The 15,567-nt window shown below is 68.9% G+C and carries 13 protein-coding genes and 3 pseudogenes; 3 read left to right on the top strand and 13 right to left on the bottom strand.

Features of this window, described 5'->3' with window-relative positions; genetic code table 11:
• Positions 1-63: 63 nt before the first annotated feature.
• The 6 genes and pseudogenes from ACWGH1_RS26330 to ACWGH1_RS26305 all read right to left on the bottom strand — a co-directional run bounded on the left by ACWGH1_RS26330 (position 64) and on the right by ACWGH1_RS26305 (position 5,893).
• Positions 64-863 (bottom strand): IS5 family transposase gene (locus ACWGH1_RS26330; RefSeq protein ID WP_453351542.1). Its coding sequence is split into 2 segments (ribosomal slippage): positions 64-524 and positions 524-863, totalling 801 coding nucleotides; the frame shifts between segments, so codons are not numbered across the junction.
• 175 nt (positions 864-1,038) lie between these two features.
• Positions 1,039-1,515 carry an ATP-binding protein gene (locus tag ACWGH1_RS26325; protein ID WP_453351538.1) on the bottom strand — a complete coding sequence of 159 codons (477 nt, stop codon included), beginning with the start codon at positions 1,513-1,515 and terminating at the stop codon, positions 1,039-1,041.
• A gap of 409 nt (positions 1,516-1,924) precedes the next feature.
• Positions 1,925-2,263, bottom strand: coding sequence for a MerR family transcriptional regulator (locus tag ACWGH1_RS26320; RefSeq protein ID WP_453351539.1), 339 nt, complete (start codon positions 2,261-2,263; stop codon positions 1,925-1,927).
• A 989-nt stretch (positions 2,264-3,252) separates the two neighbouring features.
• A pseudogene (ku, locus tag ACWGH1_RS26315) lies at positions 3,253-4,160 on the bottom strand (non-homologous end joining protein Ku).
• A gap of 404 nt (positions 4,161-4,564) precedes the next feature.
• Positions 4,565-4,822: a hypothetical protein gene (locus ACWGH1_RS26310; RefSeq protein WP_453357724.1), complete on the bottom strand. Its 258-nt coding sequence runs from the start codon at positions 4,820-4,822 to the stop codon at positions 4,565-4,567.
• Positions 4,823-4,861: 39 nt separating this feature from the next.
• Positions 4,862-5,893 carry an ATP-dependent DNA ligase gene (locus tag ACWGH1_RS26305; RefSeq protein WP_453409059.1) on the bottom strand — a complete coding sequence of 344 codons (1,032 nt, stop codon included), beginning with the start codon at positions 5,891-5,893 and terminating at the stop codon, positions 4,862-4,864.
• A 136-nt stretch (positions 5,894-6,029) separates the two neighbouring features.
• On the opposite strand from ACWGH1_RS26305, the gene ACWGH1_RS26300 reads away from it, so the two are divergent.
• On the top strand, positions 6,030-6,233 hold the full coding sequence (locus ACWGH1_RS26300) for a hypothetical protein (RefSeq protein WP_453409058.1): 204 nt from the start codon (positions 6,030-6,032) through the stop codon (positions 6,231-6,233).
• Positions 6,234-6,771: 538 nt separating this feature from the next.
• Here the strand turns inward: ACWGH1_RS26300 and ACWGH1_RS26295 are convergent.
• Positions 6,772-7,863 (bottom strand): hypothetical protein, encoded by a 1,092-nt coding sequence (locus ACWGH1_RS26295; protein ID WP_453356628.1) that lies wholly within the window; start codon positions 7,861-7,863, stop codon positions 6,772-6,774.
• 63 nt (positions 7,864-7,926) lie between these two features.
• A complete protein-coding gene (locus tag ACWGH1_RS26290; protein WP_453356627.1) occupies positions 7,927-9,003 on the bottom strand; it encodes a hypothetical protein in 1,077 nt (358 codons plus the stop codon).
• Positions 9,004-9,406: 403 nt separating this feature from the next.
• Here ACWGH1_RS26290 and ACWGH1_RS26285 point away from each other — a divergent pair, with 403 nt between their 5' ends.
• Positions 9,407-9,619 (top strand): hypothetical protein, encoded by a 213-nt coding sequence (locus ACWGH1_RS26285; protein WP_453409057.1) that lies wholly within the window; start codon positions 9,407-9,409, stop codon positions 9,617-9,619.
• 507 nt (positions 9,620-10,126) lie between these two features.
• Here the strand turns inward: ACWGH1_RS26285 and ACWGH1_RS26280 are convergent.
• Together ACWGH1_RS26280 and ACWGH1_RS26275 are read right to left on the bottom strand one after the other, a co-directional pair.
• Positions 10,127-10,639 (bottom strand): hypothetical protein, encoded by a 513-nt coding sequence (locus ACWGH1_RS26280; protein ID WP_453356237.1) that lies wholly within the window; start codon positions 10,637-10,639, stop codon positions 10,127-10,129.
• A gap of 333 nt (positions 10,640-10,972) precedes the next feature.
• Positions 10,973-11,941 (bottom strand): BP74-related protein, encoded by a 969-nt coding sequence (locus tag ACWGH1_RS26275; protein ID WP_453356236.1) that lies wholly within the window; start codon positions 11,939-11,941, stop codon positions 10,973-10,975.
• A 512-nt stretch (positions 11,942-12,453) separates the two neighbouring features.
• On the opposite strand from ACWGH1_RS26275, the pseudogene ACWGH1_RS26270 reads away from it, so the two are divergent.
• Positions 12,454-12,593: pseudogene (locus ACWGH1_RS26270) on the top strand (Tn3 family transposase); the annotation flags it as partial.
• Positions 12,594-12,612: 19 nt separating this feature from the next.
• Here the strand turns inward: ACWGH1_RS26270 and ACWGH1_RS26265 are convergent.
• From ACWGH1_RS26265 to ACWGH1_RS26255, 3 genes and pseudogenes are all read right to left on the bottom strand, one after another.
• Positions 12,613-13,221, bottom strand: coding sequence for a hypothetical protein (locus ACWGH1_RS26265; protein WP_453356235.1), 609 nt, complete (start codon positions 13,219-13,221; stop codon positions 12,613-12,615).
• A 692-nt stretch (positions 13,222-13,913) separates the two neighbouring features.
• Positions 13,914-14,078 (bottom strand): hypothetical protein, encoded by a 165-nt coding sequence (locus tag ACWGH1_RS26260; RefSeq protein WP_453356238.1) that lies wholly within the window; start codon positions 14,076-14,078, stop codon positions 13,914-13,916.
• Between the two features lie 319 nt (positions 14,079-14,397).
• A pseudogene (locus tag ACWGH1_RS26255) lies at positions 14,398-14,745 on the bottom strand (ATP-dependent DNA ligase); the annotation flags it as partial.
• Positions 14,746-15,567 lie beyond the last annotated feature (822 nt).

The raw sequence follows: 15,567 nt of genomic DNA, 5'->3' as shown, positions 1-15,567 counted from the left end.
TCGCGCAAGCCAGGTGAGACAGTTCAGTGGCTGAGACAGCCGAACTGTTCCTAAGACGTCATCTCATTTGGCCAGTCTGCGGTAGCAGATGAGGGTGCAGGCGATGCTGGTGAAGGCGAGGAAGTGTTCGGCTTTGCGTTCGTAGCGGCGGTGCAGGCGGCGGCAGCCGGCGAGCCAGGCCATGGTGCGTTCGATGGTCCAGCGGTGTCGGCCAAGACGCTGCGAGGACTCGATGCCCTTGCGGGCGATGCGGTGCTTGATGCCGCGTCCGCGTAACCATCGTCGCAGGTGGGGGTAGTCGTATCCCTTGTCCGCGTGGAGCTTGCCGGGCTTGCGCCTTCGGCGGCCCCGGCGCGAGCGGATGGGCGGTATCCCGCGGACGAGGGGCTCCAGGGCCTGGCTGTCGTGCAGGTTCGCCCCGGAGATCCCGATGGACAGGGGCAGACCGGTCCGCTCCGTGATCAAGTGGATCTTCGACACGAACTTGCCACGGTCAACAGGATTCGGACCTGTCAGGTCCCCCTTTTCAGGGCCCGCATGTTGACGGAGTCGATCGCGCAGCGGGACCAGTCCAAGTCGCCGCGGGCGCCGAGTTCGTCGAGCACCAGGCGGTGGAGTTTGGCCCACACCCGGGCCTTGCTCCACTCGGAGAACCGCCGGTGAGCTGTCGCCCCCGACGGCCCGAACAATGCCGCTGGCAGCTGCTGCCAGGTACAACCCGAGGTAGCGACAAACACGATCGCCGCCAGCACCTCCCGGTCACCGTGCCGACGCCGGCCACCGCCCTGAGGCCGCGACGGCGCCTCCGGCACCACCCGCTGGAACAACACCCATAACTCATCCGGCACAAGCCGCTCAACAATCCCCACCACGACCGACAGCCTACCCAACCACCCAAATGAGATGACCTCTAAGCACCGGCCATGACGGTGGTGGCGTCAGTCCACCCGACGTCACTTACCCGCAGGCGGCCTGGCCCGGACCGGAGCTGGTCGCTCTCCCCGGACCGCTTCGGCCCGGGCCTGAGGGGCTCTGCGATCACACCGTCTGCGGGGCGCCGATGCCCGTGCCCCAACCGTCGGACAGTGCGACGGCCGCCTTGATGCGCTTGCCTACCGGTTCTCGGCGCATCTCGAAGCTCCGGCACATGGTCGTGACGATCTCCAGACCGTGCCGGCCTATCCGATGCGGGTCGGCGGCCTGGACCGTGGGCAAGGTCGGCTCACTGTCCCAGACGCTCACCTCGACAGCGCCGTCACACGCCTCCAGCCCCAGCACGTACGGGCCCGGGGCATGTTTGCGGGCATTGGTCACCAGCTCGCTCACCACCAGCTCCACCGTGTCCGTCACCCGCTCGGACACCGGCAACCCGTGCACCGTGTGCAGATCCGCCAGAAACGACAGAGCCAAGCCGCGGGCATCGGCGATCTTCTCATCACCGGCGAACACCGCGGACACCATCGATGAACGACCCGCCAACAGTTGTCGGCCGTCTTCCTTCGCAGCCTGATACATACAGCCGTCCTTGCCCCAGTGACCTCGCCGACAGACTCGTCTGCCCGCAAAAGCACATCGCAACCACCGGTAACAGGCGAAGTCAAAATCGCCCCGGGGTCCGCCCCGATCGGAGAAGGCCGCTGCACCGAGGAGCAGCGCGGGACGCGCCGACCGGGTTGCCCGCACGTAACGGCCGCCCAGGGCGCTCTGCAGCTCGCTGTCCCCGTACACAAACTGCCGCACCGTCCGGTACGTGCCCGATGCGTGGGGGCCGCCCCGGACGCTCGGGGCCTTCCGGGGCGGTGTGGATCCCATTCTCGACGAGCGGGAGCAGAATCGGTTCTGCAACACGGCCGCCGCACGACCACCCGGGGCCGGTGCACGGGTGCGGCGGGTCGCCGGCCGTGGCGGCGGTTCCGGCCGGTCTTCAGGCCGCGGCCGGAGGAGACGGGGATTGGGCGGTACGGCGGTATTCGGCGTTGATGCGTTGGGCTTCTACGAGTTGGTCTTCGAGGATGACGATCCGGCAGGCCGCCTCGATCGGGGTGCCCTGGTCGACGAGCTCGCGGGCGCGGGCGGCGATACGCAGCTGGTAGCGGGAGTAGCGGCGGTGACCGCCCGCGGAACGCAGGGGGGTGATCAGGCGGTGCTCGCCGATCGCGCGGAGGAAGCCTTGGGTAGTGCCGAGCATGTCGGCGGCCCGGCCCATCGTGTAGGCGGGGTAGTCGTCGTCATCGAGACGGCCGAACGGATCGTCTGCTGTCATCGCACCTCTCTGTGGAACACGTGGAGGGGCCCTGGTGCCAATGGCACCAGGGCCCCGAAGGAACTGCTACACCATCTGCCGGCCCTGGTACTGCGCCGGCCTTCTGTATCCGCATGCCCACCCGGGGGAGGGAGGGGAATGCGGGGATCGCGGATGCGTGACCGGAGACCACCTCACTATCGATGTCCTGCGGTACCCGGACTCGCGTGGCGTCCGGGCGATCCTGATGGCGCCTTGGTTCCTCCGTTCTTTCCCTCTGGATCACTCACTTACCAAACGGGAACTGCGTACTGCTGATACTGCGAACTGCTACAACGCGGGTACTGCTCTTACTGCGAACTGCGTGTACTGCCGGGTGTTGCGTACTGCTGGTGACCTGTCAGAGCGCCACTCTTCGGCAGCCAGCCCCGTCGCCCATCCTGCGTCTGCTCTGGCTTAGAACCCCACTGCCGAACCTCCCGGTGCGCGCGTCCGCAGCCGACGCCTTCACCGAGGTGCTGCTCACTACTTCACTGCTGGGTACTGCGAACTGCACTTACTACGGGTACTGCCACTGCGGAACTGCTTGCGGCGGCCCCTGATCACTGCGGGCCACCCGGTCCGGTCACCAGTCCCGTCGCCGTCCTGCAACCGCTCTGGCTTCGAAACTCCGTCACCGCACCGTCCTGCGCACTGCAACTACGGGTACTGCGTGTACTGCTGCCCGGCAGTTCGTCTCTGCCAGGCCCTGCGGTCCTTCTCGGTTACGAGAGAAACCATAACCATCCGACCACGTAATGTCTACTCCAGCCGACACAGATTTCCGCGTGTTCGGGAGAAAGACAGTCGCCCTCGAACGGAGCAAGGACACAGACGGCGGCACCACGGCACGCGACCCCGCCGGCCCTGCATCAGCACACTCCCGGCCCGGTGACACCAAACCGACCCCGGCCAAGCCCCCTGAAAAGGACCGGCGGTCAGGCCCGCGAGACCGAGCAGGCCGGACCGGTTCAGGCGCTGCGGGGTTTGCGGCCGGCGCTCTTCTTCGCCGGAGCCTGCTTGGCTGCCGCCTTCTTCGCCGCTGCTGTCTTCTTGATGGTCTTCTTTGCGGCGGGCAGGTCGTGGACGGTGGCATCGGCCCCGCCGCTGCGGGAGGCTTTGGCTTCGCTGACGGACTTCTCCAGCATCGCCATCAGGTCCACGACCTCCGCCGAGACCGGGGCGGGGGTCTCGACCGGCTCGGGCCGGGTGCCGGCAGTCTTGGCCTCGATCAGCTTCTCCAGCGCCTCGCGGTACTCGTCGTGCATCTGGTCGAGATCCCTGCCGGAGAGGGTGTCCGCGAGCGCGACCGCCGCCTCGACTTCCTCATCGGAGACCTCCACGTCCGGCACCTCGACCTGCCCGGAGTCCCTGATCTCGTCCGGCCACCGCATCCCGTGCAACACGATCACATCGTCCAGGACCCGCAGCAGGCCCAGCCGCTCCCGGTCGCGCATCGCGAACTTGGCCACCGCCACCTTCGAGGACCGCTCCAGGGCTTGGCGCAGCAGTTCGTACGGTTTGGCGGCGACACCCTCGGCGGCCAGGTAGTAGGAGGCGCCGATCCGGATCGGGTCGATGCTCTCGGTGGGCACGAAAGCGACGATCTCGATGGCCTTCGCCGTCGGCAACGGTAGCGCGTCCAGGTCCTCGTCGGTGACGGGGATCAGGGTGCCGGTGGCTGTCTCGTATCCGCGGGTGATCTCCTCCTGGGTCAGCTCCTTTCCGTCGGCCTCGCACACCTTGCGGTAGCGGATCCGGCCCCCGTCAGCGGTGTGGAACTGGTGCAGCGAGATCGCATGCGACTCGTCGCCGGATAGACCTTGATCGGAATCGTCACCAGCCCAAAACTGATCGCACCAGACCAAATAGGCTGCATTCGCGCTTCTCCTCACAAAGGCTCTCAATCCAGCCTCGCACCATCACCGGCCCCTCCACCGCCCCAGGAGGGCCGGCCAGGCGTAGCCCGATGCCCGGCCACCGGCCCCAGCTGCCGGCCGCCCGCGCACGGCTGTGGCGGTGAAGGCCGTGGGGCGTTGATCCGGCATGGACGAAGACTTCCTCAACGCGCTCCTCGATGCCGCGGGCGAAACCCGGCTCAAGCTACTGACCGAGGACGAAGCCAGAGCGATCATGATGCTCCTGGGCGCCCTCGAGGACGAGAGTCGACAGCGCGGGCCGCCACCGGGTGGTGGCGGCCCGCGCAGGGGGTCGTCGATTGGGTGCCCGCTCAGGCGGGGCGGCAGGACGGCGGTCGATGCCGTCGGCCGGCTCAGGGCTTGTTCACTGCGGCTGCGGGTTCGTCAGGTTGTTGACCAGATCGGAGAGGGCCCCCGGGTCGCCCGTCTTCGTGAGATGGCGGTTCGAGAACGCGTGGCCATCACTGTCTCCGAAGTCGGAGCCGCCGGAGCCGCCGGAGCCGAGCGATGAACTGTCCTGCCCGATAGCACCCTTGCCCGAGCCGGGGGTGTCGGCCGAGGCGGGAACAGTGGCTAGGAGCAGGGCCGCGACAGCAAGCGTGGAGGAAGCAAAGATCTTCATACGTGGCCAAACGATGAAACCGGCATCAAGATGCGCCGGTCATCCGGCCGCCGCTGCCAGCCCCTTCCCGAACCGCGGGACGTCGTCCACGGTCACGTCCAGGCGCAGCCGTTTGAAGCGGAGTGGGTGGCGCCAGACGCCGCCCTGGTCGACTGCGCGGTCGGCGCTGATCTCGGCCACCAGGTCGGGGCGGACCAGGCGCACGTCCAGGACGTCACGGGACCCCCAGGTCGCGGCGAACGTGACACCCTCCCAGGGATGTCCGGGATCGGCGGCCGTCAGGTGCTCGGCGACCAGGCGGGCCGCCTCCGTGCGCAGCGGGACGGTGCGGCCGACCGCGCGCAGCCGGCCGTCCCGGTCGTGGCGGCCGAGGACGAGGAGCTGCGGGCGGGTGAGGGTGCCGGTGGTGGCGCCGATGATCGCCTCGGTGGTGTCCCCTCGTCTGACCTTGGTCCACGCCCCCCTGTGGCCCGGCATGTAGCGGCTGGTCTGGGGCTTGACCACGATGCCTTCGACGCCGGACACGTCCGTCCACGACTCCAGCCATTCGCGGGCCTTGGTCGGGTCAGTGGTCATCGGACACAGGGTCCACGGGGCTGTCAGGGCTTGGTCGGTGAACAGGGTCTCCAGGCGGGCGCGGCGCTCCACATACGGCAGGTCGAGCAGCTCCCGGCCGCCGATCTGCAAGACATCGAACACCACGAAGAAGGCCGGCATCCTCGCGGCCAGCGCGGGAGCGCTGCGGGTGCGGGCGGCAGCCCGACGCTGCAACCCCTCGAACGACAAGACGCCCGCCTCGGCATCCCACACGAGGAGCTCGCCATCGAGGACCAGGCCGGCGGGGAGCTGCGCCTCGCCAGCCGCGACGAGATCGGGGAACGCGCCCTGGACCAGAGACCCGCGGCGGGTCTGGAGCAGCACCCGCCCACCCGGCCCGGCCGGAGTAAACACCAGCGCCCGGTACCCGTCGAACTTCTGCTCATACGCCACCCCCGAAGCGAGCGGACGCACCGGCGGCATCACCTCAGCGGCCTGCGCCAACATCGGCTCAACCGGCGGTCTCAAGGTCATCCTGGAACCTCCCTCGCCGTCCTCCCTTCCAGAGTCCACCGCACTGGACGACTCCCGCCCGCCAGGCCCGGCCCGGCAGTGCCCGGGATGTCATCCATGTCGGTTCAGGCCGGTGGCTGCCGGGTGCCGTGCACACGTGTCCAGCGTTGATCCCGGCATGGACGAAACGGTGGAACTGCTGGTCGACCGGGTCACCGAGACGCACCTGAAGCTGATCAGCGCGGACGAAGCGAGGGCACTGATGGTGCTCCTGGGGCTGCTCGGCGTCGCCGAGCAGCCCCAGGACATCCGCCGGTCCGCGGTTGAAATGCGCTTCCGCCTCGGATCCCGCCTGGCCTGACCCGCGCCCTCTGCCACCTGCACCCACTCAGGCACCCAGTGCATCGACCTCGGCCCCCTCCAAGCGGCCCGCGGACTGGAGATGTACGCCCACTTCCACACCGCCCTCGGCCTCGCCCTCGGCAACCGCTTCGGCGTCAAGATCGTCCGCTGAGGCGATTACCACCGGCCACGGCACGTCTCAAGGCACAGGCCCTGTTCCGCGACGATGCCGCCGCATCGCCAGGAAAACAGGGCCTGCCCGTATGCCCTCTAGTGCCGCACTCTAAGGTCCCGTAATCCCCGGCGGGCAGACGACGGCAGCTACGGCCTGACGCCGTGAAGCCGTTCTCACGTGGACCTGCAACACCCCAGCTCACCGGACCACCGATACCGCAACCGCCCTCCCCCTCAGCGACAGGTCGCGGGGCTGCTGGCGGCTCCGTTGCCGCTGCCATCGATCTGGGCGACATCATCGGATCGTCCCCGCCCGACGGAAGAGCGGACCCTCCTGAGGCAGGAGGGTCCGCGGGTCCGCTCCGGGGCAGCTGTTCGGGGAGCTACCGCTTGTGCCCGTGCTGCACGTCCAGGCAGAGCGCCCAGACGTCGGAGTAACTGCCCTGTGAGGGCGAACCGCCGCTATGGGTAGCTGACGTCCAGTACGAGGGGTTGGCGCCCCCGTCGCGGACAGGGTTGCCGGCGGCATCACTCGGGAAGCTGCCGTTGAGGTGGGGGCCGCCCGACGTCGCCTTGCTGAAGTCGGTCGTGGTCACGTTGCCTCCGCTGATCGCGGCGCCGCCGCTGACCAGCTCCCCTTCCCCGCGGGAGCAGCCGGCCGTCGCCGTCTGGCCCGTGGAGGCCGTGTTTGGGCCGCTGACCTCGGTGAAGTGAACCGTCGTGGAGGTGTGCTTGAGGTCTATGTCGTCTGTGCTGCAGATCGCGTAGGCGTAGGTCATGTTGTCCGCGCCGCGTCCGCCGCCGATCCCCCCGACCGCCGTCCAGGAGTCGGGGTCGCGCTCGCTGTCGCCCGCGGCGATCGAGCCGAAGTGGTGCTCGGCGTCGTTGAAGGTGGGGAAGCTGGCGATCGGCTTGAGGCTGCCGACGCTGGCCGGGGTGGTGCGGGCGCCGCCGCCGATCAGGACCGTGCCGGCCGGGCAGGTCGCCGTCACGAGCTTGGACGACAGCCCGGCGGATGGCCCGGGGGCCTTGTTCATGACCACCTGGGTGTGCCTGATCAGGTTGCTGTGGAGGCAGACCGCGTAGGGGGTGGTGGAGAAGGCGGTGCTGCTGTGGCTCCCGCTTCCGCCGAACGCCATCCAGTGCGTGGCGTCGCTGCCGACGATCCCGGGCGTGTCGGTGTACTCGGTGGCGCCGTCGGCACTGGGCACCATGCCCATCACGTGGTTGCCGTTGGAACTCTCGTCGTTTCCGATGGTCTGGTCGGCCCCACCGCCCGATACGAGGCCGTCGGCGCAGTCCGCGTGCGAGGAGACCCCGGTGAAGGGGGTCGCGGGGCCCATGGTGGCCCCAGGGGTGATCACGGTGATGTCGACGGTCTTGGCGTACGCGGCTCCCGGCACCGCCACGGTCAGCAGGGCGGCCAGGATCAGGGCCTTGCCCGTGGCGGAGCCCCGCCGGATTCTCGTGCTCATCGGATTCTCTCTCTTGTTATTCATGTGCATGGCCGAACTGTCCGGTTGTCCGCAACCGCTGTTTCAGACTCCGTCGTTGGCGCACAGTGCCCACGCCTCGGTGTAGGTGCCGGCCGAGGACTGTCCGCCGGTGTGGGCGGAAGCCGTCCAGTACGCCGCCGTGGTGGTCCCGTCGCTGACCGCGGCGCCGCCGGAGGTGCTGGGGAAGCTGCCGTTGAGGTGGTCGCCGCCCGAACCCGGACCGGTGAAGTCGGTGGTGGTCACGCTGCCCCCGCTGATCGCGGCGCCGCCGCTGACCAGGTTGCCGTCGCCCTGGCCGCAGCCTACGGTCGCCGTCTGGCCGGTGCTGCCCGTGGTCGGGCCGCTCACCTCGGTGTAGCGGACCTTCACCGTGGCGCCGCTGACGTTGATGCCGCTTCCGCTGCAGATCGCGTAGGCGTAGGTGTAGTTGGCACTGTTGACGGCGGAGTCCCAGCCCACGGCCGTCCAGGAGTCGGGGTTCGTCTCTCCGTCCGCCGCGGCCTTCGCGCCGAAGCTGTGGGCGGAGTTGTTAAAGGTGGGGAAGCTCGCGATCGTCTTGAGGCTGCCCGTGTTGCCCGGGGTGGTACGGGCGCCGCCGCCGAGGAGGCGGGTGTTGGCCGGGCAGGTCGCCGTGACGCGGCCCACGGTCGCTGCGGCGGTGGGTGCGTTGACCTTGTTCATGACGACCTGGGTGTGGTTGATCAGGTTGCTGGCGAAGCACATGGCGTAAGGGGTGGTGGAGAAGGAGGCGTTGACCTGGCCCCCGCTTCCGCCGATGCCGAGCCAGTGCGTCACGTCGGTGCCGACGACGCCGGTGGAGCTGGTGTATTCGGTGGTGCCGTCGGAGCTGGGCGAGGTGCCGTTGACGTGATTGCCGTTCACGCTCGCGCCGGTGCCGATGGCCTGGTTGATCCCGCCGCCGGAGATGAGACCGCTGGAACAGTCCGCGTGGGTCGATATCTCCGAGTTGGCGGAGGCGGGGCCGCTGGTGGCACCAGGGGTCTTCACGGTCACGCTCACGGTGTTGGCGTAGGCGGTTCCCGGCACTGCAAAGGCCAGAACGGCGCCTAGGAGGACCGTCCTGCCTGTGGCGAAGCGGCGCAGAAGTCCTGCGTTCATGTGGATCTCCCCATCTGACGGGCGATAAGCGACGAGCGGTGAGCGGGCGATGGGCCTCAAAGGCGGCATGGGCGGTACGGAGCGGAAGAGGCGCACGGGCGTCGTTGGTGCGGAATTGCCACGGCATCACAACGGCTGCCTGCCTCGCGGATGTACGCCGCTCAGAGGCAGACCTGGGGTTCGTACCGGCCATCTCGCCGCCCTGTCGCGAGCAGCGCATGCGGACTCTAGCAGCCCTTCACCCCTGCATCTACATAGCTGTTTTGTATTTTCGAGTAGCAGACGCGTAGGTGAAGGATCGGCCCTCCCCGGGCCGTTTCTCCGGATCACCTTGCTGACCAGATGAAGAAGGCGGCGAGATGGCTGGTGGCGGTCTTGCGTGCGCGGGGGCCGCGGCCGCGGCGTGCGCGAGGTCGGCGATCTGATCCGGGACCTGGACAACGACACGTTCGGCATCACCGAGCACTGGCACAAGCGCATCATCGGCGGGCGGCTCTTCGCCGCTGACCAGCGCATCACTGGCCGGTCGTACGCCGAGGTCGAACGGCTGGCTACCGAAGCCGGTTGGACCTTCGGTATCTGTCACGCTGGCCGCCTCGTCGGCGAATGCCCCTGAGGCGAACAACGGCGCCAAGGCTGGGTCCTGCCAGACCGAGGCTTCGGGGGCATCGCGAACAGCTCCTGGACCTAGCCTGACGGTTCTGATGTGCGCGGGAGACTGCCGCACATCCAAAGGCCAGGGGGTTGGCGCTGGGTCTGCTGACGAGGGGCAGGGGTAGTCCCCGGCCATGAGCGCGATGGCGGCGTCAGGCTGCGCCTCGTGACGTTGATCCGGGCCAAGCTCGACGAGACCTCCTGACCAGGAAGGCAGAGATTGTGCAGCGCGCGGCTCTCAACATCGGCGACGAGCCGATCAAGGACATCCGCTTCACCTGGGTGGCGATTTCCCGAAGGACCGGCGCCTCCACACCGACAAGCTGTACGTCATCTACCGCCGCTGACACCCCCCACCCGCACGACAGCCCCGGCCCCCAAGCAGCGGATCGGGGCACACAACGCCCCGGGCCGCCGCCAAGTGGTGGCGGCGGCCCGAGCCGGGGCCCCTCCAAAACAGCCTGGTCTACTACGGCCCGCCTACAGGGCGGGGGGTGAACTCCACGTCGGTGCCGCCGCAGCCGGCCGCGATGTCCAGCAGCCTGTCCCGCCCCAGCTCGTCCACCGCCAGGCCCCAGCGGAGCTTGGTCGCGGTCCACTCCACGCCGTCCCGGCACAGCGCGTCTGCCGACGAAGGCAGCCACTCCGCGGGATGCTGATCCGACATCTGCCGGTTCGAGCGGGCCGTCACCGCGCCCAGGGAGGACGCCTTGCCGACCGCACGCAGTCGGTCCGCCTCGTCGTGGCGGCCGAGGATCAAGAGCTGCGGGCGAGCAGACAGGCGCTTGTTCCACATGTTCGCCGCGCTCGCGTTCCACCGGGTCATGACGGCCTCGACCTGCTCGCGGGACAGGTCGCCGGTGAGGAACGTGTCGCCGAGGAGGTCGAGGAGCCGGGCGAGGGTGCCCGCGTAGGTCGAGCCGGTGGTGGGCACCTCAAGGAAACGGTCGAGGAAGCGGTCGACCGCGACGACCAGCGGCACACGGTTTGCCCGGACGCGGCAGCGCGGCCAGGGACACGACGGCGCTCCTTTCGACTCGATGTGACACAGAACGCTACCAAGTCGCCCCACCGCCCGGCAGGTCGCGTCGCAGGTCGGAACCGTCTGTGTGGCAGGGAATACACAATTCTGTGTCACTTCCAGGCGCTCGTCGAGACGGGTGTTCGTAGACGCAACCCTCCCATCACAGGGCTGCCCCCGGGGCGTGGAGCCGTCGGCCGTCGGCTCCGCGCCCCGGGGACGTCGCGACGTGCAGCCGGGAGGTCGCACCGAGCCTGTGGCGAGTGACCGTTTCCTCCCCGGAGGCCGGGGGGGTCAGCGGGCGCGTGCGTATCGGTCGTTCTTGAAGAAGTAGAGGTCGGTGGCGTGGCCGGGGACGCGGCAGACCTCGTCGAGACCGGTGGTGAACTCCTCGGCGAGTTGCCAGGTGTGAGCGATGGCCTTCGGGCCAGCGGTGATCTTCTCGTCGGAGGTCTGGTACTCCGCGTACTGGGAACCCTTGAACAGGTACACGGCCAACGGCCTGCCCGGGGCCGCGCACGCGGCGTCGATGCCGTCGGCGAGGAAGGTGCCTTTGAGTCCGGCCCAACCGGCGGCGATGGCCTTGGGGCCGGAGGTGACCTTTTCCTCGCCGGTGCGGTAGCGCAGATACTGGTCGCCCTTGAAGAGGTACAGGTCCGTTGCGCTGCCGGGGACGGCACACGCGGCGTCGATGCCCGCGGCGAACGTGGTGCCCTTGAGTCCGGCCCAGCCGGCGGCGATGGTCTTGGGGCCGTTGGTGATCTTCTCGTCGGTGGCGCGGTAGCGCGCGTACTGGTCGCCCTTGAACAGGTACAGGTCCGTTGCACTGCCCGGGACGACGGACGCGGCGTCGATGCCCGCGGCGAAGACGGTGTCCTTCAGGGCCGCCCAGCCGTCGGCGATCTTCTTGCCCGGAAGGCCCCCGACCTCGCGGACGAGGTACGAGCTCCACGGGCACCAGTGGCATCCGGGCAGGAAGGCGCCGCACGCCTCGTCCAGGTGGTCCTCGGTGTATTGGATGGTCGCGTCGCACACCTCGATGGCGACGTCGAAGAAGTCGATGGTGGCCGGGTCGAGGTGGAAGCTCCAGCCCGGGTTGTAGGGTTCGGCCCGCTTGACGATCCTTCCGTGGACGTGCACCCGCTCCTGCTCCTGCCCGAGCAGGATTCTTCTGGCGTGGTCGATCCTGGCGGGGTCGGTGAGCTTGATGACGAACTCCTCGCGCACCGCCGCGTCCCGGAACGCGAAATATGCCTCGGCCATGGGGGACCTCTCCGTTGGTTCTCACTGAGGAATCGGATGATGCGGACGGTGGGTCCGCATCGCGTGGCGCCGTCGATGGCGGTCGCCGCCCCCAGGCGGGCACTGCGGTCGGGGCGGCATCCACGAAGCGGAAGGCCGAGGGAAGCCGACCTCCCCGTGAACACTCGGCGCACATGAACAAATACACAGTGTATTCGGGTCGGTGTCCGTCGGGCGGCACGGCGCGACATCCAACGGGCTCTCATCGGACGGCAGGCACCTCGGCGCGGACCCGGTCGGGGGACGCGGGCGACCAATCGCCCCTTGGCCCGACCCGGTCGCGAGGGTTCTTCGGGATTCCCCGAGACGGGGCCGCGGCACGGGCCGCGGTCGGCGTCGCCCCCAGCAGGCGACACCCCTGTCACACGTTTTTCAGGACCCGGTCAGCAGGAGGTAGCCGTCCGTCCCGGAACCGGCCGTGACGAGCCTGCTTCCATTTGGCAGCAGCTTTGGTAGGGGGCCCGGGGACGGCGGGCGGGCTGCTCGCCTCCGTTGACGGTCTACACGTCGTCGTCCCGGCCCAGAGATCAACGCCGGGCCCTCACCCAAGCATTACGGCTACAAACGCGGTCTGGCCTGGCTCAATGCCGTGCACGACCAGGTGGCTGGGGTCAGCTGAATGACCTCGGAGCTCAGCGGCTGGTGGTGGGCATGAAGGTGGCGGCTTCCAGCTCACGCAGGTTCTTGACCAGCTCGTCGGGCAGGACGTCTGCGTTCTTGGCGGCTTGGAGCTGGTCGCTGGTAGGGGCCGGATTGACCTGGGGCGGAACGTCGGCGGTGTGGGGGTAGGTGCGGCCGGTGTAGGAGCCGCTGTGCAGCATCAGGCTCTCTTTGCCCACCAGGACGCCGTCGCCGCGGATGGGGACGATTTCGTGGGTGTCGGACCACAGCGCACCAGCGTGACCGGCGGGGACGTCGTAGGTGACGGCGACCCGTTTGGCTTGGCAGGTCTGCACACCGTAGCGGCGGGTGTAGCCGAGCTCGATGGACGTACTGACCGAGCTCTCCACGCTGGCGGAGGCGCCGATGCCCATGAAGGATCCGCCAGCTTCCACGCCGGTGGTGACGCCGACGGTGATGCCGGTGGCCTCGGAGAACTCCTCGCTCTGCTCGGTGGTGACGCCCTGCTCGATTTCCTCGCGGATCGACCCGCTTCCTTCGCCCCGGAGTCGACATGGCGTACGAGCTGGAAGTGCCGCTTGCGCTGGGCTTTGTAGAACGGCGAATCGGTCACCTTCCACGTCTCGGGCCGGCCCGTGTCCTTGACCATCGAGTACGGCACGGTCACCTTGCGGTCGACGACGACGATCATCTCCGGCGGTGTGTCGTAGGACGTCAGCTTCAGTTCCGGCAGATGGTCCACCTTGTCCACGACCGCCGGCAGGTCCAGGATCCACGTTCTCTTCGGTCGGCGCGTGGTCCTCTTCGGGGCCCTCGCTGAACGTGCCTGCGAGCAGCAGCAGACGTTCCCCGTCATCCCCGTCCGGGAACAGCGGCGGCAGGACAGCCCGGTAGCTCCACCTCTCGCCGGTAGAGGAGCTTCCTGTCAGCAAGGGATGTTTCCCCAGCTCGGCGCGGCGAACGTAGTCGCGCCCTGCATGCGTCTTCTTCACGCAGGCGACCCGCCTTTCAGCTCCTGGCTTGTCCATGAGGGGCCAGACCACGTCCCCGAGCGCCACGTACCCGGTCGGCGGGACAGGCCGCCACACCGTGAAAAAGGCCCATGGTGCGCAGCCGCGTGTAGTCGGTCGGCGGCTTGAGCAGGTCCCCACCCGACGAGCGGTCCTTGATGAACAGGCCGCCGTACTCCGCAAAGCCGAGCACTTCCTCGCTTTCACCAGCATCGCCTGCACCCTCATCTGCTACCGCAGACTCGTCAAATGAGGTGGCTTCTTAGCCCCGCAACCCCCTGCGGACCACGCCGGAAATCCGGTCAGCCGGCTGCGGCGGCCGGACCCTCCCCGAACCGCGGGACGTCGTCCACGGTCACGTCCGGGCGCAGCCGCCGGAAGCGGAGCGGGTGGCGCCAGACGCCGCCCCGGTCGATCGAGCGGTCGGCGCTGATCTCGGCCACCAGGTCGGGGCGGACCAGGCGCACGTCCGGGACGTCCCCACGGGACCCCCAGGTCGCGGCGAACGCGACGCCCTCCCACGGGTGTCCCGGGCCGGCGGCCGTCAGGTGCTCGGCGACCAGGCGGGCCGCCTCCGTGCGCAGCGGGACGGTGCGGCCGACCGCGCGCAGCCGGCCCGTGTGGTCGTGGCGGCCGAGGATCAGGAGCTGCGGGCGGGTGAGGGTGCCGGTGATGGCGCCGATGATCGCCTCGGTGGTGTCCCGGCGGCGGACCTTGGTCCACGCCCCCCCTACGGCCCGGCATGTAGCGGCTGGTCTGGGGCTTGACCACGATGCCTTCGACGCCGGACACGTCCGTCCACGACTCCAGCCATTCGCGAGCCTGGGCCGGGTCAGTGGTCATCGGACACAGGGTCCACGGGGCCGTCAGGGCTTGGTCGGCGAACAGGGCCTCCAGGCGGGCGCGGCGCTCCACATACGGCAGGTGCAGCAGTTCTTGGCCGTCGGTCTGCAAGACATCGAACACCACGAAAAAGGCCGGCATCCTCGCGGCCAGCGCGGGAGCGCTGCGGGTGCGGGCGGCAGCCCGACGCTGCAACCCCTCGAACGACAAGACGCCCGCCTCGGCATCCCACACGAGGAGCTCCCCATCGAGGACCAGACCGCCCGGCAACTGCGCCTCGGCAGCCGCCACGAGATCGGGAACGCACCCTGGACCAAGGCGCCGCGGCGGGCCTGGAGCAACACCCGCCCACCCGACCCGGCCGGAGTGAACACCAGCACCCGATAACCGTCGAACTTCTGCTCATACGCCACCCCCGAAGCGAGCGGACGCACCGGCGGCATCACCTCGGCGGCCTGAGCCAACATCGGCTCCACCGGCGGCAGCAACACCAGGGCCTCCCTCGTCCATCGACGCCAGCGCCAGCCTGACCCGCGCCCACACACGCGGCCCGGCGAGGACGCCGGACGGCGGAACCGGACCTACTCGACAGCAGACGCGAGAGCTGGGCCAGATGGCGGACGAGCGGGTACCTGAGCGCTGCGCGCTCAGGAGAGACCGGCCTCGCCGCGCTCGGCCGAGGCGCCTTCGGTGCCTGCTCCTCCGCTTCGCTCCGGAGCAACGACCGCCTCGCTACGCTCGACGGGGCCGGCCCTTACCCCGAACGGCCTGCTCCGCAGGCCTGAGTGACCCCGTTTCACGGGGTCCGGGCCTACGGCCCGTTGGGCGGGTCCGCTCCCCCACCCCGGTCCTTCCGGCTCCGCCTCCAGAACCAGCCCGCTTCCGCGGACTCCGGCAGCAGGGCGAGGTCTGGGAACGCGCTATTGCACACGGCCGGCTGCCGGTCCTGGGGGGTTGGCCTCGGAGCCCTAGGCTCTGTCGTCAAAGTGATCTTGAATTGTGGATCATGGTGTCGTGGTACGCCGCCATGAACTGTCCGATGCCGAGTGGGAACTCGTGCAACCGCTGCTGCCCCGACCTGCTTTCGGGCGGCCGCGGCTGGACGACCGAACG

The sequence above is a fragment of the Streptomyces sp. NPDC054883 genome (assembly GCF_053610645.1).
Note: the sequence above shows the minus strand (reverse complement) of the source record. Positions and strands in the feature narration are given on the sequence as shown.